21 protein-coding genes are annotated in these 19865 nt (G+C 66.1%); 9 read left to right on the top strand and 12 right to left on the bottom strand.

The features are described 5' to 3' along the window. Positions 1 to 30: 30 nt before the first annotated feature. From ACCQ07_RS17925 to ACCQ07_RS17945, 5 genes are all read right to left on the bottom strand, one after another. Positions 31 to 1368, bottom strand: a complete 1338-nt coding sequence (locus tag ACCQ07_RS17925) for a PQQ-dependent sugar dehydrogenase (protein ID WP_372363513.1) — start codon at positions 1366 to 1368, stop codon at positions 31 to 33. Positions 1369 to 1456: 88 nt separating this feature from the next. After that, positions 1457 to 1765, bottom strand: coding sequence for a DUF3247 family protein (locus ACCQ07_RS17930; protein WP_011348683.1), 309 nt, complete (start codon positions 1763 to 1765; stop codon positions 1457 to 1459). A 331-nt stretch (positions 1766 to 2096) separates the two neighbouring features. After that, on the bottom strand, positions 2097 to 4133 hold the full coding sequence (locus tag ACCQ07_RS17935; RefSeq protein ID WP_005911255.1) for a PAS domain-containing hybrid sensor histidine kinase/response regulator: 2037 nt from the start codon (positions 4131 to 4133) through the stop codon (positions 2097 to 2099). 105 nt (positions 4134 to 4238) lie between these two features. Next, on the bottom strand, positions 4239 to 4529 hold the full coding sequence (locus ACCQ07_RS17940) for a hypothetical protein (protein ID WP_008578030.1): 291 nt from the start codon (positions 4527 to 4529) through the stop codon (positions 4239 to 4241). Next, complete coding sequence (locus tag ACCQ07_RS17945; RefSeq protein WP_008578031.1) at positions 4516 to 4962, bottom strand: hypothetical protein; 447 nt, start codon at positions 4960 to 4962, stop codon at positions 4516 to 4518. The genes ACCQ07_RS17940 and ACCQ07_RS17945 overlap by 14 nt, the downstream gene beginning before the upstream one ends. Before the next feature lie 249 nt (positions 4963 to 5211). On the opposite strand from ACCQ07_RS17945, the gene ACCQ07_RS17950 reads away from it, so the two are divergent. Continuing rightward, positions 5212 to 5787: a DUF3016 domain-containing protein gene (locus ACCQ07_RS17950; RefSeq protein WP_008578032.1), complete on the top strand. Its 576-nt coding sequence runs from the start codon at positions 5212 to 5214 to the stop codon at positions 5785 to 5787. 230 nt (positions 5788 to 6017) lie between these two features. Here ACCQ07_RS17950 and alr read toward each other — a convergent pair whose 3' ends face one another. Next, a complete protein-coding gene (gene alr / locus ACCQ07_RS17955; RefSeq protein ID WP_014091138.1) occupies positions 6018 to 7115 on the bottom strand; it encodes an alanine racemase in 1098 nt (365 codons plus the stop codon). Then, positions 7115 to 8404 carry a D-amino acid dehydrogenase gene (locus ACCQ07_RS17960; protein ID WP_014091139.1) on the bottom strand — a complete coding sequence of 430 codons (1290 nt, stop codon included), beginning with the start codon at positions 8402 to 8404 and terminating at the stop codon, positions 7115 to 7117. The genes alr and ACCQ07_RS17960 overlap by 1 nt, the downstream gene beginning before the upstream one ends. 148 nt (positions 8405 to 8552) lie before the next feature. On the opposite strand from ACCQ07_RS17960, the gene ACCQ07_RS17965 reads away from it, so the two are divergent. Further along, positions 8553 to 9032 carry an Lrp/AsnC ligand binding domain-containing protein gene (locus tag ACCQ07_RS17965; protein ID WP_007963043.1) on the top strand — a complete coding sequence of 160 codons (480 nt, stop codon included), beginning with the start codon at positions 8553 to 8555 and terminating at the stop codon, positions 9030 to 9032. Between the two features lie 78 nt (positions 9033 to 9110). Here ACCQ07_RS17965 and ACCQ07_RS17970 read toward each other — a convergent pair whose 3' ends face one another. Next, positions 9111 to 9539 carry a hypothetical protein gene (locus ACCQ07_RS17970; RefSeq protein ID WP_372363514.1) on the bottom strand — a complete coding sequence of 143 codons (429 nt, stop codon included), beginning with the start codon at positions 9537 to 9539 and terminating at the stop codon, positions 9111 to 9113. Positions 9540 to 9779: 240 nt separating this feature from the next. On the opposite strand from ACCQ07_RS17970, the gene msrB reads away from it, so the two are divergent. From msrB to ACCQ07_RS18000, 6 genes are all read left to right on the top strand, one after another. Continuing rightward, on the top strand, positions 9780 to 10244 hold the full coding sequence (msrB, locus tag ACCQ07_RS17975; protein ID WP_011348688.1) for a peptide-methionine (R)-S-oxide reductase MsrB: 465 nt from the start codon (positions 9780 to 9782) through the stop codon (positions 10242 to 10244). 346 nt (positions 10245 to 10590) lie between these two features. Further along, positions 10591 to 11079, top strand: a complete 489-nt coding sequence (locus ACCQ07_RS17980) for an MliC family protein (RefSeq protein ID WP_029820359.1) — start codon at positions 10591 to 10593, stop codon at positions 11077 to 11079. Positions 11080 to 11176: 97 nt separating this feature from the next. Then, positions 11177 to 12031, top strand: coding sequence for a flagellar motor stator protein MotA (motA, locus tag ACCQ07_RS17985; protein WP_008573335.1), 855 nt, complete (start codon positions 11177 to 11179; stop codon positions 12029 to 12031). A gap of 10 nt (positions 12032 to 12041) precedes the next feature. Then, entirely contained in the window at positions 12042 to 13199 is a 1158-nt protein-coding gene (gene motB, locus ACCQ07_RS17990; RefSeq protein WP_005911263.1) for a flagellar motor protein MotB, read from the top strand. A 241-nt stretch (positions 13200 to 13440) separates the two neighbouring features. Beyond that, positions 13441 to 14025, top strand: a complete 585-nt coding sequence (locus tag ACCQ07_RS17995) for a hypothetical protein (protein WP_057680897.1) — start codon at positions 13441 to 13443, stop codon at positions 14023 to 14025. Between the two features lie 8 nt (positions 14026 to 14033). Further along, positions 14034 to 14318 (top strand): DUF4031 domain-containing protein, encoded by a 285-nt coding sequence (locus ACCQ07_RS18000; protein ID WP_008573332.1) that lies wholly within the window; start codon positions 14034 to 14036, stop codon positions 14316 to 14318. 432 nt (positions 14319 to 14750) lie between these two features. Here the strand turns inward: ACCQ07_RS18000 and ACCQ07_RS18005 are convergent, their stop codons facing one another. Next, complete coding sequence (locus ACCQ07_RS18005; protein WP_005911265.1) at positions 14751 to 15302, bottom strand: DUF6630 family protein; 552 nt, start codon at positions 15300 to 15302, stop codon at positions 14751 to 14753. A 164-nt stretch (positions 15303 to 15466) separates the two neighbouring features. On the opposite strand from ACCQ07_RS18005, the gene ACCQ07_RS18010 reads away from it, so the two are divergent. Next, the gene (locus tag ACCQ07_RS18010; protein WP_041469831.1) at positions 15467 to 15733 is read left to right on the top strand and encodes a DUF3297 family protein; all 267 of its coding nucleotides are present in this window, start codon (positions 15467 to 15469) and stop codon (positions 15731 to 15733) included. A gap of 414 nt (positions 15734 to 16147) precedes the next feature. On the opposite strand, the gene ACCQ07_RS18015 is transcribed toward ACCQ07_RS18010, so the two are convergent. The 3 genes from ACCQ07_RS18015 to ACCQ07_RS18025 form a co-directional block, all read right to left on the bottom strand. Beyond that, positions 16148 to 16909: an ABC transporter permease gene (locus ACCQ07_RS18015; protein ID WP_372363515.1), complete on the bottom strand. Its 762-nt coding sequence runs from the start codon at positions 16907 to 16909 to the stop codon at positions 16148 to 16150. Next, the gene (locus ACCQ07_RS18020; protein ID WP_011348695.1) at positions 16906 to 17850 is read right to left on the bottom strand and encodes an ABC transporter ATP-binding protein; all 945 of its coding nucleotides are present in this window, start codon (positions 17848 to 17850) and stop codon (positions 16906 to 16908) included. Before ACCQ07_RS18020 ends, ACCQ07_RS18015 begins: the two co-directional genes overlap by 4 nt. Positions 17851 to 18151: 301 nt before the next feature. Next, positions 18152 to 19828, bottom strand: coding sequence for a Na+/H+ antiporter (locus ACCQ07_RS18025; protein WP_008573327.1), 1677 nt, complete (start codon positions 19826 to 19828; stop codon positions 18152 to 18154). Between the last annotated feature and the right edge of the window lie 37 nt (positions 19829 to 19865).

The raw sequence follows: 19865 nt of genomic DNA on the forward strand, positions 1-19865 counted from the left end.
TCCACTTGGCCACGCGGCCCGCTGCCCGGCTCAACGCGCCTTCGGCGTCACCCGCCAGATCACATTGCCCACATCGTCGGCCACCAGCAGTGCGCCGCGACTGTCCGACGCCACACCCACCGGGCGGCCCTGCGCATTGCCTTCGGCATCCAGGAATCCATCCAGCACCGTGATCGGCGGGCCGTTGGGTTTGCCATCGGCGAACTGGACAAACAACACCTTGTAGCCGCTGGGCGGGTCGCGATTCCACGAGCCGTGCTGGCCGATGAAGGCGCCCTGGCGGAAACGCTCGGGCAGCAAGGTGCCGCTGGCGAAGCTCAGGCCGAGCGACGCGGTATGCGGGCCGAGCGCGTAATCGGGCTTGATTGCCTTTGCCACCAGTTCGGCATTCTGCGGTTTGACCCGCTCGTCCACATGCTGGCCGTAGTAGCTGTACGGCCAGCCGTAGAAACCGCCGTCGCGCACCGAGGTGAGGTAGTCCGGCACCAGGTCGCTGCCGATTTCGTCGCGCTCGTTGACCACCACCCACAGCGATTTGCTCTGCGGCTCCCATGCGGTGCCCACCGGGTTGCGCAAGCCGCCGGCGAAGATGCGGCTGCTGCCGGTGGCCGGGTCGATTTCCAGGATCGCCGCACGATTGAGCTCGGCTTCCATGCCATTTTCGGCCACGTTGCTGTTGGAACCGACGCCGACATAGAGCTTGCTGCCGTCCGGGCTGGCCAGTAGCGACTTGGTCCAATGATGGTTGATGCCACCGGGCAGATTGGCCACGAAAGTCGGCTTGGCGGTGAGATGCGTGTCGCCGGGCTTGTACGGAAAACTCACCAGCGCATCGGCGTTGGCGACATAGAAGCGGTCGCCGATCAGCGCCATGCCGAACGGCGAAAACAGCCCGCTGACGAACTGCGTGCGCACTTCCGCCACGCCGTCGCCGTCGGCATCGCGCAGCAAGGTGATGCGATTGGCGCTCGCCACCGCCGCGCCGGCCTTTTTCATCATCGCGCCCTGCACTTTCTTGCGCAGCCCACCACCGGCTTCGGCATCCTCGGGCTTGGGCGGCTCGGCCGTTTCGGCCACCAACACATCGCCATTGGGCAGCACGTAGATCCAGCGCGGGTGATCCAGATCGCGCGCAAACGCAGCCACCTGCAGATCGTCGGCCGCGATGGGCTTGGCATTGGCTGCCCAGCGTTTGACCGGCGCCACCTTGACGGTGGGAATCAGACGCTTCACCGGCTCGGGCAATTGCGGGTCCGGCCCGGTCCCCTGTTCGATCGCCAACGTTGCCGTGTCGCCGCACGCGGCGAGCACGGCCAGCGCCATCAACGACAGCGGCCAGCGAGCGAACTTCAATCGGGATGCATTCATTGCGGGCAAATCCTGGACGGTTGCGTCAGCCAGCGATCATGCCGCCAACGCGACGGCGAGAAGTAAACACACCGTCAACACACCACCATCACGGCATGACTTGCGGATCGGCGCCCAGCAACAACGGGTGCACCGCCACGATCCGGTCCATCCAGATCCATTGCGGCTCTTGCGATGCATCCAGCTGGTCCAGCCGCAGCTGACCGTTCAATCCCTCGTTGTCGTGGTCGTCCAGATAGGTCTGCAGGCTTGGGCGCACGGCAACCGTGCCGCTGATCATGCTGCCGTCGTCGAGCTCGATGCGCACACGCTCCTGACCATCGAGCAGGGACACCCAATGTTCGAGCGTGGCGATCTGGACCTGTTCGGAATACACGTGCGGGGCATGCTTGGGCATTGCGCGATCTCCGTGAGCTGAGCGCACCACGCTAGGCCAGCATGCGTGAAAGAGGCAGAAAACGTGTCGTGTGCCGGTGCTCGGCATTGGCGCGGCATTGGCGCCAAGCATGCGCACGCATCCGTCTTCCAGCGCGGCCGCGCTGCAACGGTGGTGAAAGGCTCATCCACGAAACCACCTGTGCGTCGCATGACGATCGGTTGTTCTGGGGTAGATCGGCGCCTCATGGAAAGACGCCAGGTACGCAAGCCACACACACGCTACTGCGCATCCAACGCGTCGCCTCACCACCTTGCGGTGACCCGCTGCGCGGCTGTGCGCTGCGCGCCGGTTACTCCACCGCCTGGCGCGCGGCACGCACGGCCGTGACCAGTTGCGCCACGCTGTAGGGCTTGGCCAGATGTTCCTGAAACCCGGACTCCAGCGCGCGCTTGCGGTCGTCTTCGCGGGCCAGCGCGGTGACTGCCACGGCCGGCAACGCGGTGGCATCCAGCCCGAGGTTTTCGCGCACGGTACGGATCAAGCCGTAACCGTCCATGCCCGGCATGCCGATATCGGTCAGCATCAGATCGAAGCGAGCGTGGCCACGATGATCGATCAATGCCAGCGCATCGGTGGCGCTGCCGGCGACCACCACTTCGGCGCCCTGCTCTTCGAGCAGACGCCGCAGATAATCGAGCATGTCCGGTTGATCTTCGACCGCCAGCAGGCGCAAGCCGTTGAGCGCGCGCGCTTCGACGATCTGTTCGGACATCAGACGCCGCCGCAATTCGCGGCGTGGGCGCTTGGCCTGGTCGGGAATATGTTCCGGCAGCCGCACGGTGAAGGTCGCGCCCTTGCCACGGCCGCCACTGGTGGCGCCGACCTGTCCGCCGTGCATTTCCACCAGCTGCTGCACGATGGCCAGGCCCAGACCCAGCCCGCCATGCTGGCGCGTGGTGGTGCCGTCGGCCTGGCGGAAACGACCGAACAGGTGCGGCAGGAATTCGGCTGCAATGCCATCGCCGGAATCGCAGACCGAGACCACCAGATGCCCATCGTCGCGCTCGATTTTGACGTCGATACGACCATGTGCCGGGGTGAACTTGATTGCGTTGGACAGCAGGTTCCACAACACCTGCTGCAGGCGCGTGGCATCGCCAAGCACCAGACAGGGCGTGGGCGGCACGTGCAGCTCCAGGACCTGGTCCTTGCCTTCGGCAGCCAGTTCCTGGGTGTTCAAGGCTTCACGCACCTGCTCGACCAGATCCAGCGATTCGACTTCCAGCTGCACCTTGCCCAGCAACATGCTGCTGAGATCGAGCATGTCGGAAATCAGCCGCTTCTGCGCGCGTGCGCTGCTGGCGATCACCGACAGCCCCTTGTAGTACGGCTGGCCTTCTTCGACCCGCTGCAGCAGCAACTCGCTCCAGCCCAGGATGGTGGTCAGCGGGGTACGCAATTCGTGCGACAGCGTGGCCAGGAACTCGTCCTTCAACCGCGCCATGCTTTCGGCCTCGTTGCGCGCGCTGCGCTCGGATTCCAGCAATTGCTCGCGCGCCAGTTCGATCTCGCGCTGCTCGGTCACGTCCGGGCTGCTGCCGGCCAGCCCGATGAAGCGGCCGTCGGCCGAATAGCGCGGGGTTGCGGTCATTTCGATCCAGCGCCACTGCCCATCATGGCGGCGCGCACGCACCAGCGCGCGCAGGCCGCGCTGTTCCTGCAGCGATGCGGCCAGCTCGAACTGGAACGTCGGCAAGTCGTCCGGATGCAGCAGTTCGCTCCACGCCGACACCGTACCGCTGGAAATATCCAGGCCAAAAAATTCGCCATACGCGCTGTTGACGAAGCGCACCACGCCTTGCGCGTCCAGCACCCAGACCGGCATCGGCAAGCCGTCGGCCAGCGCACTGAAGCGCGCCTCGCTCTCGGCCAGCTCGCGCTCGACGCGTTTGCGCTCGGTGATGTCCATGAACAGGATCGCCACCCGTGCCTGCTCCGGCTGCCCGACCCGGAACGCATCCACCGAATACCAGCGCTTGAGCGCCTTGGCCTGCATTTCGAAGTGGATGCGGTTGCCGGTGCGCGCGACGTGGCCGTAGCGGTCGAACCATTCCTGCTCGTGCTCGGGGAGCAGGTTGCGGATGGAGACGTTCAGTGCGTTGGGCGACAGGCCGGTGTAGCGCTCGAAGGCACCATTGGTGGTGCGGATCACATAGTCCACCGCCTGCTCGCCGTCGAATACCATGTCGATGACGCAAAACCCGGCATCGATGTTGTGGAAAATCTCGTGATACATCGCCGGGTCCAGAAACGGCTCGGCGATGGCGGCCGGCAGTGCGGCAGCCAGCGTGGGGCTGGAAGAAGGAGTGCTCAAATCGGAAACCACGGATGCTGCCGGAGCGGATGACGGGCAGATGAAACCATGCCTGATGTCGTCAGCGGGTGCACGTGGGGCTGGGCAAGTTCACGCTTTCCTCGCCCAGCCCCGTGTTCACCACAAGGTGGTGGCGGCGAATCCGATGCAGGTTGCCAGCACCACGATGCCGGCGATCACGCCGCGGAACACCCATTCGCCCTCGCGACGCAGCTGTTCGTCCATCCAGCGTTGCGCTTCCTCGCGCCAGGCAGTGGACCGTGCGTAATCGGAATCCAGCAGCAACAGGCGGACCCGCGCCACCCCCATCTGCGCGCATTCCTCGCGGCAGCGCTGGCTGAAGCCGTCTTCCCCACCGGCAATCTGCGCGCCCACCGGCAATTGCAGTTCGAGTTCATGCCTGGACATAACGGGGACGCTCCTGATCAAGCTCATGTTCCAGCGCCATGCGCGCCAGCTGGGTGTAGTTAGCACGCGGACCCTGCCCACGGCCGGTGAGCATTCCCTGATAGTCCAGGTCGTGCCAGACCCGGCCGGTCCACTCCACGCAATCTTCAGCAATGACCAGCATCAGCGAGTAGCGGTAATCCAGGCCATTGGCCGCGGTATAGGTGTAGACCGGCGGGAACTGCACGGCCACATCCACCTGGCGCGCCAGTGCAGCCAGATGCTCGCGAAGCGCCGCGCGCGAATCGGCACCGGGCTCCAGCTGCAGCGCGCGTGTGGCCAGGTCCAGGTCGACCTCGCTCTGCAGTGCCACGAAGGCGGCCGCGCCGGAGGCGGGGTTGTGCCCGTGCTGCTTGGCCCAGTCGATGAATTGCAAACGCACATCCGACGGCATGTGAGCCGGCGCCGAAGACGCTGATTTTGTGCGGAAAGTGTGGGTGTCCATGCTGGCGATCTTCCGGGCTGTGCCGTGAAGCGCGGGCGCAGGCGCAGTGAACCCGCCGTCATGGTGTTCCGCAAGCTGATTAACCGCGCGGCAACGTGGTGACGAACCCAGGCGTGCAGCGCGTTGCGGGCGTTCCGAGGCGCCCCCACACTGCGAAAACAGCCGGTACACACCGTACCTTCCGCTTGGAGGCTTTCGATGAAACTTTCCAATCTTTCCGGCGCCAGCCTGCTGCTGGCGGGTGTGCTTGCCGCGACCGGTGCGCAGGCCGGGGTGCGCAACGTCACCGACCCCGATGCGCCGCGCGCGCTTGGCAGCGACGGCAAGGTGGACGTGCGCTGGACCGACCCTGCGCAGTTCTCCGAGATGCGCTTCAGCGGCAACCGTTGGGAGGCGCAACGCGGCGATTGGGTGACCCAGCTGGCCACCCACTTTCAGAAGAGCGCAGCGCGCCAGTTGCCCGATGGCCAGCATCTGAGCGTGACCATTACCGACATCCGCCGCGCCGGCCAGTACGAGCCCTGGCACGGGCCGCGCATGCAGGACGTGCGCGTGGTCAAGGACATCTACCCGCCGCGCCTGAGCTTCACCTACACGCTTACCGGCGCCGATGGCCGCGTGATCGACCAGGGCGAACGCAAGCTGGTGGATTCGGCCTTTCTGATGAGCGGACCGCGCCTGACCGACAGCGATCCGCTGCGCTTCGAAAAGGCGATGATCGACGATTGGGTGCGCAAGCAGTTCCGTGGCGATCGCAGTACCGCCAGGTTGTGAGTTGCCGCTGAAAGCCCCTCTCCCGTCGGGGCGCCACGGCACAGCTTGCGCGCCACTGGCGCGCGTGCCTTGGTGCGCCTGCGCCGCTGGCGCAGGCCGGCGCGCGGAGCGGGGGTTGGGGGAGAAGGTACCGCGCGCAGCACGCCTGGCATTCAAACTGCACGCAGCTTCGCTCGCACCCTCATCCGGCGCTACGCGCCACCTTCTCCCTGGGGGAGATAGGGATGCACCTACGCTGAAAGTTTGCTTACTTCCGCCTCACCCACATAGATCCGCGGTACCCGCTTGAGCCCGCACAGCAGCTGGTAGGCGCTGACGTTGCATTGCGCTGCCAGCGCGCTGACCTGCGGTGCGTCGCCCCACAGCTGCACCGGCGTGCCGATGTCGGCCTGCGGGTGGTCGGTGAGGTCCACGGTGAGCATGTCCATCGAGACGCGACCGATCAACGGGCAGATCTGCCCGTCCGCCAGCACCGGGGTGCCGTTGGGCGCGAACTGCGGATAGCCGTCGGCATAGCCCATCGCCACCACGCCGACACGCGTGGGTCGTTCGGCAACGAAGCGGGCGCCGTAGCCCACCGGCTCGCCGGCCGGCAACTCGCGCACCGAAATGATGCGCGAGCGCAGCGTCATCACCGGACGCAGCTGCGCGGTGTTCTCGGTATGCTGCGGGAACGGGTTGGCGCCGTACAACATCAACCCGGGGCGCGACCAGTCGTTGCGCAGCGCCGGCCAGCCAAGCAGGCCGGGCGAATTGCGCAGGCTGGTTTCTGCGCGCATGCCGCCGGCGGTGAGCGCAAAGGCCACCGCCTGCTCGTCGGTGCGGCTGCAGTCCAGCTCGTCGGCACGTGCCAGGTGGGTCATCAGCACCAGCGAGGCGATCTGCGGTAGCCCGCGCAGGCGCAACCAGGCGGCGCGGAAATCCTCCGGCGACAGGCCCAGCCGATGCATACCGCTGTCCATCTTCAACCACACCCGCAACGGCCGCGGGCTCTGGAACTCGGCCAGCGCGCGCACCTGCTGCGGCGTGGCCGCCACCGTCCACAGATCGTGCTCGGCGATCAGGCGCAACTCGTCGTGTTCGAAAAATCCCTCCAGCAACAGAATCGGCGCACGGATGCCGGCCTGGCGCAGTTCCAGCGCCTCTTCGATGCAAGCCACCGCGAAGCCATCGGCCTCCGGTTCCAGCGCCTGCGCGCAACGCACTGCGCCATGCCCGTAAGCATCGGCCTTGACCACCGCCAGCGCCTTGCTGCCGCCCAGGCGCCTGGCCAGGCGGTAGTTGTGGCGCAACGCTTCCAGATCGATCGACGCTTGCGCAGGACGCACTACGCGGCCTCCCGCTGCGGGCGTGCGCTGCGTGGCGACAGGTACCGGAACACGTCCAGACCTTCGGTATCGATCTCCGGCGTGCGGCCCTGCATGAGATCGGCCAGGTAGCGTCCGGAGCCGCAGGCCATGGTCCAGCCCAGCGTGCCATGCCCGGTGTTGAGGAACAGGTTGGCATAAGGCGTGGCGCCCACCACCGGGGTGCCATCCGGGGTGGCCGGGCGCAGGCCGGTCCAGAACTCGGCCTGGGCCAGATCGCCGCCGCCGGGGAACAGGTCGTTGACGACCATTTCCAGGGTGGCGCGGCGACGCGGATTCAACGACAGATCGAAGCCGGCCACCTCGGCCATGCCGCCGACGCGGATGCGGTCGTCGAAACGGGTGAGCGCGATCTTGTAGCTCTCGTCCAGCACGGTGGAGGTCGGCGCGCGTTGCGCATCGACGATCGGGATGGTGAGCGAATAGCCTTTGAGCGGGTACACCGGCAGGTGCAGGCCGAGCGAGAGCAGCAAATCGGCCGAATAGCTGCCCAGCGCCAGCACGTAGCGGTCGGCCGTTTCCACGCGGCCATCGATCTGCACGCCGCTGACCTGGCCGCCGCCGTGCTCCAGCCGCTCGATCTGTTGCCCGTAGCGGAACGTGACCCCCGCCTGCGCGGCCAGTTCGGCCAGGCGCTGGGTAAACAGCCGGCAGTCGCCGGTCTGGTCTTCGGGCAGGCGCAGCGCGCCGGCCATCTGCGCGCCGCCGCCGGCCAGGCCGGGTTCGAACTGCGCGATCTGCGCCGGGCTCAGCAGCTCGTACGGTACGCCGTACTGGGCCAGCACCTCGATGTCCTGCGCGGCCGCATCCAGCTGCTGCTGGGTGCGGAACAACTGCGTGGTGCCAAGCTGGCGGCCTTCGAATTCGATGCCGGTCTCGGCGCGCAGGGCGTTGAGGCAATCGCGGCTGTAGTCGGACATGCGCACCATGCGCGCCTTGTTCACCGCATAGCGTTCGGCGGTGCAGTTGCGCAGCATCTGGCTCAGCCAGGCCAGCTGGCGCAGGTCGCGGGTAGGGCGGATCGACAGTGGTGCGTGCTGCTCGAACAGCCATTTCACCGCCTTGCCGGGAACGCCGGGCGCCGCCCACGGCGAGGTGTAGCCGAACGACAGCTGGCCGGCGTTGGCGTAGCTGGTCTCCAGCGCCGCTGCCGGCTGGCGGTCGACCACGGTCACTTCGCAACCGGCCTGCGCCAGGTACCACGCACTGGTCACGCCGATGACGCCGCTACCGAGAATGAGCACACGCATGTCGTTCTCCTGAAAAGGGCATTCCCCCACAACCAAGCGCCGAGGGGGACAGTTAGACGCAGTATATTGCGAGCCAGGCAGTGCCATTTCTGGAATCGGCACGGCTTTGCAGTGAAACTTCCTGCCAAACCCTGCGCAGACAAACCCCATGAGCACCCGCGCCCGCGAGCTGGACAAGATCGACCGCAAGATCCTGCGCATCCTGCAGCAGGAGGGGCGGATTTCGTTCACCGAACTGGGCGAGCGGGTCGGCCTGTCGACCACGCCGTGCACCGAGCGCGTGCGCCGGCTGGAGCGCGACGGCGCCATCACCGGCTATTACGCGCGGCTGGACCCGCACTATCTCAAGGCCAGCCTGCTGGTGTTCGTGGAGATCAGCCTGGCCTACAAGTCCGGCGACATCTTCGAAGAATTCCGCCGCGCCGCGCTGAAGCTGCCCAACGTGCTGGAGTGCCACCTGGTCTCCGGAGACTTCGACTACCTGCTCAAGGCGCGCATCAGCGAGATGGCGTCCTACCGCAAGTTGCTCGGCAGCACCTTGCTGACCATGCCGCATGTGCGCGAATCCAAGAGCTATATCGTGATGGAAGAGGTCAAGGAGACGCTGGCGTTGCCGATCGCCGATTGAGGCGGGGATTCGGGATTGGCGATTGGCGATTGGCGGTTGGCGGTTGGCGGTTGGCGCCATCAGATCGCGCTGCTGCTGTCAGCGCACCACGCGCATGCCATCGCCCGCCGGCACCGCGTCGTAGTAGCGGCCGGTCTTGGTATCCAGCACCCGGTTGGCGCCGGCCGGCTGCATGCCATGCAGCAGACGGCCGTTGCGGTCGTAGACCATCGCCTTGGTCGGCGCCACCTGGCTGCCGGCAGGCGCGACCGGCATTTGTGCCGGCCCATGCGTGGGGATGCTCGGCGCGACCGGGCGTTGCCCCAGTTGCGAAGGCACCGGTGCGGCCGAAGGCGCCGGCTGCAGCGCGCGCGGCGGCGTTACCGTGGGCGGGACGGGCGTCGGCGTGGTGATGGGTTGCAAGGTCGTGGATGAGCGCGTGGTGGTGGCCGACTGCGCCGCCACCGCGCCGGTCAGCGCCAGTAGAACGCATAGCAGAACGCGGCGGCTTGATGCGTGGATCGCCATGACAGGCACCTTGTGTGTTCGAGGGTCATGCAGTGATTGGGGCGCAAGGACGCTGCGGCAATGCATGCGACCGGCCAGGGGATGAACGCTTTCGCAAGGTGGTTGCGGTGCGAAGAAGGGCTGCCCCTCCGCCGCAGTGGCGGGCCGCTGGCTGCGTCTCACCGGTTGAACCACCCCGACACTGCCCACATCACGGAAGCAGGCGCCGGCACCCCGCTGGCGAGCGCATGCGAGAGCCCCATGAGCCAGTTCGATCTGACCCCTCCCTCCCCCGCCCAACGCGATGCCCTGATCGCCGGGCTCAGCGACGAGGAACAGCGCGTGCTGCTGCACCATGGCACCGAGGCGCCATTCTGCGGGGTGTTTCTGGACAACAAGCTGGACGGTGTCTACACCTGCCGGCTGTGCGGGCTGCCGCTGTTCCGTTCCAGCGCCAAATTCGAGTCCGGCACCGGCTGGCCGAGCTTCTTTGCGCCCTACGACCCGGCCCATGTGCGCGAGATCCGCGACACCAGCTACGGCATGATCCGCACCGAAATCGTCTGCGCGCGCTGCGACAGCCACCTGGGCCATGTGTTCCCGGACGGCCCGCCGCCCACCGGCGAGCGCCACTGCCTGAACTCGGTCTCGCTGGGCTTCACCGAAAACGGCCAGGCCCTGCCGAACCCGCTGCAGCGCCAAGGTGCCGAGGCGCAACCGGCCTGATGGCGCCGCGTCTGTGGGCCACCGCCGTTGCAATGCCCGGGAGGAAGTAAACAACGCCTGCCTGCGCTTTTGCGCGCCATGACAGGCACCGCCTGCACGCGGCTCGAGCCGGCAATGTCGATGTGCAGATCGGTTGCCGGCGCGCGAGACGCAGATACGGCTTGATTTCCATACGGCCGCCCACACGCAGGCTAGGTCCCTGCGGTAAAGCGGTCGCATGCTTAGTCGTAGCAGGCCGTCCCGGCCCCGGCGCGCAAGATGCAGGCCCTTGGGGCGCCGGGCCCGGCGCCCCAGGTCCCAACCGCCGCAAACACGGCGGCAATCCGAACCAGGCAGGAGTACGCAGATGCACACGTCCTCATCCCTGATGCTCACCGGCCTGCTGGCGGCCGCACTCGCCGGCTGCAGCGCAGGTAGCCCGCCCCCGGCAGCGCAGGCGGGCAAGCCCGCACATGCCCAGCCAGCCGGTGTCCAAACCGATGCCCGCCCGCTTGCCACAGGCACCGACGCCAGCGTGACCGGCCCGCTGCCGCGTCCGGCCAAGACGCCCGCTCCAGCGGCGGCGGCGGCCGACCCCGCGCTTCCCGCGCAGACGGTGGCCTGGCGCTGCGGCCCGCGCACGGTCGCGACACGTTTCGATGCGGCCACCGATGCCCTGCAGCTGACCCTCGACGACCGCAGGCTGATCCTGCTCAGTGCCCAGGCAGCATCCGGGGCGCGCTTTGCCGATGCACAGGGCAACCAATTCTGGGAACACGCCGGCGAAGCGACACTGTCGCTGGCAGGCGGCGAGGCGATCAGATGCGTGCATGAGACCGCCACCACAATCGGTTAGACATTCAGCTACAGCGCACGTCTTCACGCCACGCGCTTCAAGAATCGGCCGCGCAAGCCGAAACCACTAGCAACCCCAGTTTGCTTCCGGCTGCGCCATGCTCATCATCGTTGGCTTCATCGTCGTCATCGTCAGCGTCCTCGGCGGCTACGTGCTGTCGCACGGAAAGCTGGGCGCGCTGTGGCAGCCGTACGAGCTGATGATCATCGGTGGCGCAGCGCTGGGCGCGTTCCTGGTCAGCACGCCGGGCAAGATCGTCAAGGAAACCCTCAGCGGCATCATGGGCGTGTTCAAGGGCCCGCAGTACAAGTCCGAGGACTACAAGGACACCCTGAGCCTGATCTACGAACTGCTGAACAAGGCGCGCCGCGACGGCTTCATGGCGCTGGAAGACCACGTCGAAAAGCCGCAGGACAGCACCATCTTCGGCAACTACCCCAAGGTAGTGGCCGACCATCACCTGCTGGATTTCATCACCGACTGCCTACGCCTGATGATCGGCAGCAACATCGAGCCGCACGAGCTGGAACCGCTGCTCGAACTGGAACTGGAAAAACACCATCACGAAGCCCTGGCGCCGTCGCATGCGCTGAGCAAGGTCTCCGACGGCCTGCCCGGCTTCGGCATCGTGGCGGCGGTGCTCGGCATCGTGATCACCATGGGCTCGATCGGCGGGCCGATCGAGGAGATCGGCCACCACGTCGGCGCCGCGCTGGTGGGCACCTTCCTCGGCATCCTGCTGGCCTACGGTTTCGTCTCGCCGCTGTCGGCGGCGATGGAAGCGCGGGCCGAGCAGGACGGACGCATCTACGAAGCGGTCAAGACCGCGCTGCTGGCCTGCCTGCGTGGCTACAACCCGAAGATCGCGCTGGAATTCGCGCGCAAGACCCTGCCCTCCAACGTGCGTCCGAGCTTCGGCGATTTCGAAACGCACCTGAAAACGATCAAGTAGGGCCGCGGTCATGGCCGAGGCCAAATCCACCGTCATCATCCGACGGGTCAAGAAGGTACAGGGTGGCGGCCATCATGGCGGCGCCTGGAAGGTGGCGTTTGCCGACTTCGTGACCGCGATGATGGCCTTCTTCCTGGTGCTGTGGCTGATGGCGGCCACCACCAAGGAACAGCGCGCGGCGATCTCCGAATACTTCCGCAACCCCAGCCCGCTGTCCGGCAAATCGCCGGCGCCTTCGCCCGGCATGAACGGACCCGGTGGCGCCAGCACCTCGATGATCAAGCTCGGCGGTACCGCCGACATGGCCAAGGGACAGAAGGACGAAATGGGCCGCAAGCGCGACAACGCGGCCGATACCGACGTGGACAGCCGCGCCAAGGACAAGAGGCGCCTGGAAGCGCTGATGCAGGACCTGAAGGAGGCCATCGACAAGAGCCAGGCGCTGGAGCCGTTCAAGGACCAGCTGCTGCTGGACCTCACGCCAGATGGCCTGCGCATCCAGATCGTGGACAAGCAGAACCGCCCGATGTTCGACATCGGCCGCGACCAGCTCAAGCCGTATACGGTGGCGATCCTGCGCGAGCTGTCCAGCTTCATCAACCAGGTGCCCAACCACATCAGCATCACCGGCCATACCGACACCACCGCCTACAGCAGCGATGCCGGCTACACCAACTGGGAACTCAGCGCCGACCGCGCCAATGCCGCGCGCCGCGCCCTGGTGGCCGGGGGCATGTCCGATGCCAAGGTGACGCGTGTGGTGGGGCTGTCCTCGTCGGTGCTGTTCGACAAGACCGATCCGCAGAACCCGATCAACCGCCGCATCAGTATCGTGGTGATGACCCAGGACGCCGAAAACGCAGCGCTGGCCGGCGCAGACCAGGGCGTGGCACTGGGCAAGTCGCTGCACGATGCCGACACCCAGGTGCCGGATCTGAGCGGCGCCGCGGCCACCGGCACCGCCACCGTGGGGACGCCTGCCGAAAGCGCAAAACCGGCCGCGGCCCCGCCGGTCGCCGCCGCCGCGGCTGCGACCCCGGCTCCGGCCCTGGCATCGGCAGGAACTGCTGCTGCGCGTCCGGCAGGACCACGCATGTCGTCCAGCGCGCAGGTGGCCTCTGCCACGGCGCTCGCCAAAGCGGCCGAAGCGGCGGTGGAGAAGCGGTAACGCAGGCCGGCAGGCTTGGTGGCGCGGGCCGGGATTTTCCGGATTCGCCAGGCACTCGACACCGGGAGATGGCCTGCGGCGGTTCGGGCTTGGGGCGTCCTGGTGGCGGCTCTCAGGTCGGTGCCTGCGGAGACGGTGCCCCCCCGGCGGCCGGTTCGCATCCACGGGCCAACTCCGCTACGCATCGCATCGTGCGGCGCACGCTCTAGAATGGCCGGCCATTCCCAGCGTCGAGAACACCGTGTCCCGTAATTCCAAGGCCAAGCGCGACAAGCGCAAGAAGCAGCAGCCCAAGCGCCCCTTCGTCCGTCTGGGCCAGGCGCCCCAGGTCACCAACCATGCCGTGCTGCAGGACGCCGATGGCCGCGTGGTCGCCGCGATCGGCCTGCAGGGTGGCAGCGAGTGGATGCTGTCGATCGGCGGCCAGACCATGGGCAGCGCCGACAACCCGGTCCCGATGCTGGCCATGCTCAAGCACCTGGCCAACCTGCAGGAAGCCGAAGGCAAGACCATTTCGCTGGAATATTCGACCCAGCTGCAGCAGATGATCGACGACCTGGCCGCCGACGAAGGCCAGACCGCCGAGGAATACCTGACCAAGCTGGTGTCCGAGTTCCAGAACGCCGATGCGGATGAAGACGGCGAGGCGGAAGACGCAGCACAGGACGCCGGCACCGAGGCCGGTGCTGACGACGCGGCTGAAGACGACACTGCCAGCGCCACCGACAGTGCTGCAGATGCCAGCGACCAGGCTTCCGACGCTGCAGCGGACGCGCCCGACGGCGACAGCGCCGGCAAGAAGCCGAAGAAGTCCAAGAAGGCCTGACCCGGCCGATGGCCGTCTACGTCGACGATGCGGTGCACCTGTGGCGCGACCAGCGCTGGGCGCACCTGCTCGGCGATACGCTGGACGAGCTGCATGCCATGGCGGCGCGGCTGGGCATTCCCCGCCGCGCCTTCCAGAACAAACTCAGCGGTGCGCACTACGACGTGCCCGCGCCGCTGCGCCTTGAGGCCATTGCCCTGGGCGCCATTCCCATCTCCCGCCACACCGACCGCGCGCTGCTCAAGGGCTTGATCGCCAATGCGCGGGCGCAGGCGCGCGGCCAGGCGCCTTGAAAACCGGGATTGGGGAGTGGAGATTCGGGATTCGCAAGTGCCGGGCGATTGCGTCGATCACGTGCGCATAAGCACATCGGGAGGCCTGATTTGAACGCACGAGCAAGGCCATTTCCATCACGCGTCATGCCGGCAAGCGTGCTCCCAACCAAGCAGCGCATCTGTCTTGCTGCCGCTTGCCCAAACTTTCCGACCAGCCAGTGCGCGCATCAGCGTGGCGAACAAAACGTTGTGAACAGCCGTCAGGCGGATGCGAACGCCGCGGTGGTCCACCGATTCCGAGCAACAGCCGCACTCGCTCGGCGTCCGCACAGCCTGATGAGTGCGGCTTTACGTTTGTCGCAATTCAGCGCGCGCAAAGATCGACTCACGCGACAGCAAGCACGGGACCGCCCCTGCGAATCCCGAATGCCAACTCCCCAATCCCAACCCTCAGAACGCCTCATTCCCGAGCCGCACTTCCACCCCCAGCAACGAGGTTAGCGCCAGCATGGCGTCGTCGTCGCGGCTGAGCGCAATCCAGCCGGCGTAGGCGTCGCCACCGGTGTTCCAGTTCCACAGCGAGTAGCCGTGCTCGCGCAGGCGATCGAATGCCACCGCCATCAAGTCGGGGACCTCCAGGTTGCCGGCGAAGTCTTCGTCGTCCAGGTCGCCGCCCCAATCGATGCGCAGGTTCCAGCGCGCACTGAGTTCGTCGATGGCGGCGATGAACGCATCGGCGTCCTTCCAGTCCACATAGAAACCCGAGCGCCAATCGATCACGTCCTTCAGCGCCCACAACCAGGCATCGTCGCCGTCGTCGCCATCGGTCTCGGCCTGCGTTTCGCGCCAGGCGTCGAACTGGGCCAGCGCGGTGTCCTCGTCGCCGGGGTTGATCAGCACCAGCAGGTTCCACACCCGCGCCGGATGGTCATCCACATCGTCTTCGTCGCCCTCGGGCTGCAGGCCTTCGTCGTCTTCGTAGTCGGCACTGTTGTCAGGCATTGCGGTCTCGTTTGCTGGAGTGCAGGGCATAAAGTGTGAGGCCTGACGGCGCGCAAGCAAACCGATGGCGCACGTCGCTGCGTCGCCGGGGCTGGTCTTCCCGGCGCAGGCCCGTATCCTGTGCGGCCGAAGACGGCTATCCCGGCCGCCATGACGCCTTTCCCATGAGCGATACCCCTCCCGATCACCTGGCCATCGACGCACGCAGTCCGTTCCACAACGCCGATGCCCTCAACCGCGGCGTCGGCGTGCGCTTCAACGGTATCGAACGCGACAACGTGGAGGAATACTCGGTCAGCGAAGGCTGGATCAAGGTGCAGGTCGGCAAGGCACGCGACCGTCGCGGCAACCCGATGACGATGAAGATCAAGGGCGATGTGGTGGCCTATTACCTGGACACCAAAGACGGCGCCAAACCAGCTGCCGAGTAAGAGCGGCTGACCAAACGACTTCACGCTGTTCCATTGCAGAGATGCTGAGCGGCGAGTTTGCTGCAGGCTGCTTACCCGCCCACCATCGCCGGACACGCTGCAAGTACGTCCCTACAAGCTCTTACTCGGCATCCATGCCGTGTAAGGTCCGGCGACGGTAGGCGGGCAAGCACCTGTCGAGAGTGTCGGTCCGCAGGGTTCAAGCAAAGCAATCGACCAACTTTCTAGCGCGGTGCCCTTGTCGCTTGCGGGACCGTGTGGCGGCATGGATGCCGCCACCGAGCCTACATGGACGTACTTGCGGCGTGTCCCGCGAGCGGCGAGGGCACCGCGCCCTCGCCTCGCTCACCGTTCGACCCGGACCTCTGGCCGCATCCGCCAAACTGCAGCGACAAACACCACTGCCTTCACCACTCACGCCTTGAGCCGATAGCCGCTGCGGAAGATCGCCGCCACCACGCCCAGGCACACCAGCAGGAACAGGAACGTCATGCCGGTGCTCACCGCGATATGCACATCGGCCTTGCCGTAGAAACTCCAGCGAAAGCCGCTGATCAGATACACCACCGGGTTGAACAGGGTGACCTTCTGCCACAACGGCGGCAGCATGTTGATCGAATAGAAACTGCCGCCCAGGAAGGTCAGCGGCGTCACCACCATCAGCGGAATCACCTGCAGTTTTTCGAAGCCATCGGCCCAGATGCCGATGATGAAACCGAACAGGCTGAAGGTCAGCGCGGTGAGCACCAGAAAGCCCAGCATCCACACCGGGTGCGCGATCTCGTATGGCACGAACAGCCGTGCGGTCAGCAGGATCAACAAGCCCAGCATCACCGATTTGGTCGCCGCCGCGCCCACGTAGCCGATCACGATTTCCCACCACGCCACCGGCGCGGACAGCACCTCGTAGATGGTGCCGGCCCAGCGCGGCATGTAGATGCCGAACGAAGCATTGGAGATGCTCTCGTTGAGCAGCGACAACATCACCAGGCCGGGAATGATGAAGGCGCCGTAGCTGATGCCGTCGATATCGCCCATGCGCGAACCGATCGCCGCGCCGAACACCACGAAGTACAGCGAGGTCGACAACACCGGCGAGGCGATCGACTGGTTCAGCGTGCGGAAGGCGCGCGCCATTTCGAAGCGGTAGATCGCCGCAATCGCATGCAGGTTCATGCGCGCACCTCCTGCTGACGTGCGCCATGCACCAGGTTGACGAAGATCTCTTCCAGCGAACTCTCGCTGGAATGCAGGTCCTTGAAGTCGATGCCCTGCTCGTTGAGCCGGCGCAGCAGCGCACCGATGCCGGTCTGCTCGGCCTGGGTATCGAAAGTGTAGATCAAGGCGTTGCCTTCGGCGGCCAACTCCAGCGGCAGGTCGGCCAGCGCGGCGGGCAGCGCCTGCAACGGCGCCTGCAGGCTCAACGTGAGCTGTTTCTTGCCCAGCTTGCGCATCAGCGTGTGCTTGTCTTCCACCAGCACCAGCTCGCCGCGATTGATGACACCGACGCGGTCGGCCATGTCTTCGGCCTCTTCGATGTAGTGGGTGGTCAGGATGATGGTGGTGCCCTGCTCGCGCAGCCGCCGCACCATCTGCCACATGTCGTGACGCAGCTCCACGTCCACACCGGCCGTGGGCTCGTCCAGGAACAGGATGCGCGGCTCGTGGGCGAGCGCCTTGGCGATCAGCACACGCCGCTTCATGCCGCCGGAGAGCGTGGAAATCTTGTTGTTGCGTTTCTCCCACAGCGACAGCTCGCGCAGGATGGTTTCCAGGTACTGCGGATTGGCCGGCTTGCCGAACAGGCCGCGGCTGAAACGCACCGTGGCCCACACCGTTTCGAACGCATCGGTGGCCAGTTCCTGCGGCACCAGGCCGATGCTGGCACGCGCGGCGCGGTAGTCGCGCACGATGTCGTGCCCGTCGGCCAGCACAGTGCCGGTGCTGGGGTTGATCAAGCCGCAGATGATGCTGATCAAGGTGGTCTTGCCGGCGCCGTTGGGGCCGAGCAGCGCGAAGATCTCGCCGCGCCGGATCTCAAGATCCACCTGTTTGAGCGCCTGGAAACCGCCGGCGTAGGTCTTGCTCAAGCCCTGGATGGAGACGATCGAAGTCATGGGTCTGGCACGGGAGGATAAGCGCCACAGGGTAGGCCGTGCGCCATGAAAATGGCAGCAGTGCGAGTGGGATGGTGTCTCCCGACACACGCGCAGGAGCGTGAGCGAACTGGGCTGCGCACGCACGCTGCATCTCGGTGTTGGCGTATCTCTATGTAGGAGCGCGCCTGAGCGCGACGGGGCTTTCCCGCCAACGCCCCATCGCGCCCAGGTGCGCTCCTACCCAAACACGGCAACCGCCTTGGCTCTTGCGATTCCCCACTCCCGATTCCCGATTCCCGATTCACGCGCGTCAGCGCGCTCACGCGCGCTTGCGCGACTCGATCAGATCCAGATTGCGCACCAGCCGCCGCGACAGGTCGTCGGAAATTTCGCGTCGTCGCGCAAGCTTGAACAGCTCATTGCGCTCGGCCACCAAGGCCGCATGGCGAAACTGGCGCAGCGCCTTTTCGTAGGCAACCGCCTCTTCCGGATCGGTCTCGGCCATGTCCACCGCGCCGAGCTTGCGCTGATAGCGCTGGCTCACCTGGTTGGCCGCCGCGTTGTAGCGCTCGGCATGCTTGCTGTCTTCCACCAGCCGCTGGCGCAGCTTTTCCACTGCATCCAGCGCCGCCTGCGAAGCGGCCTTGACGGCCAGGTCTTCCTTGAGCTGCTCGTCTTCTTCTTCGGGCAACTCCAGCCCACGCAACAGCCGCGGCAACGCGACGCTGGCCACCAGCAACGACACCAGAATGACCGAGGCCGCCAGGAAGATCGCCAACTGACGGGCCGGGAAGGGCGAGCCGTCCTCCAGCATCAACGGCAGCGTGAGCACGCCGGCCAGGGTGATCGCACCGCGCACGCCGGCCAGCGACACCGCCACCACGATGCGCCACGGCGGGCTGACATGCGCCTCGCCGCGTCGCTGCGCCTTGAAGATGTTCCAGCGCAACGACAGGAACACCCACACAAAACGCAACGCCATCAGGCTGAGACTGATGGTGGCCACGTACACCGCCAGCCACCAGGGATTGAGGTGCCCGGCCTCCTGCACGCTGCGCACCGCACCGTCCAGGATGCCCGGCAACTGCTCGCCCAGCAGCACGAAGATGATGCCGTTGAAGGTGAACTGCACCGTGTCCCACACCGCCGAACGCTGCAGGCGCATATTGCCCGGGGCGTTGCCGGCCATTTCCACGTAGCTCATGGTGATGCCGGCGGCCACTGCGGCCAGGATGCCGGAGGCATGGAAGGCTTCGGCCAGCAGATACGCCGCAAATGGGGTAAGTAGGTTGACCAGGATCGCCGAACCGGGCTCCTCGCCGAAATGCCGCCAGATCCAGGCCTGGATGCGGCTCAACCCAAAGGTCGTCGCCACGCCCAGGGCCAGGCCGGCCAGCGCCACCCACAGAAAGGTCAGCGAAGCGGCCGCCACCGAGAAGGTGCCGGTCAGCACCGCTGCCACCGCGAACTGGAAACACACCAGGCCCGAGGCGTCGTTGAGCAGCGACTCGCCTTCCAGGATGTGCATCAGGCGCTTGGGGATCGGCACCTTGGAGGCGATCGAGGACACCGCCACCGGGTCGGTTGGCGAAATGATCGCTGCCAGCGCAAACGCCACGGCCAGCGGCATCGCCGGTATCAGCCAATGGATGAAGAAGCCGGCCCCAATCACGGTGAAGATGACCAGCCCCAACGCCAGTTCCAGAATGGCCGCCTTGTCGCGGAACAGGCCTTGCTTGGGAATGCGCCAGCCATCCAGAAACAGCAGTGGCGGCAGGAACAACAGGAAGAACAGCTCCGGTTCCAGCTCGTGCCCGGCATCGAAGACGCCGGAGACCACCGCGCCCAGCGCGATCTGGACCAACGGCAGCGGCAGCGAAAACGGCAGGATGCGGATGAGGTAACCGCTGGCCGCGACCGCCAGCAACATGGCGAGGACGACATCGATCGAATGCATGAAAAACCCGGAATGAAGAAACGGCCGCACGCGCGGCATCGCATATTGCGACGCACAACAACGCACCTACCGGACC

The sequence above is a fragment of the Xanthomonas sp. NCPPB 3583 genome, from assembly GCF_041475715.2.
In the GTDB taxonomy this organism is placed as follows: Bacteria; Pseudomonadota; Gammaproteobacteria; order Xanthomonadales; family Xanthomonadaceae; genus Xanthomonas; species Xanthomonas euvesicatoria.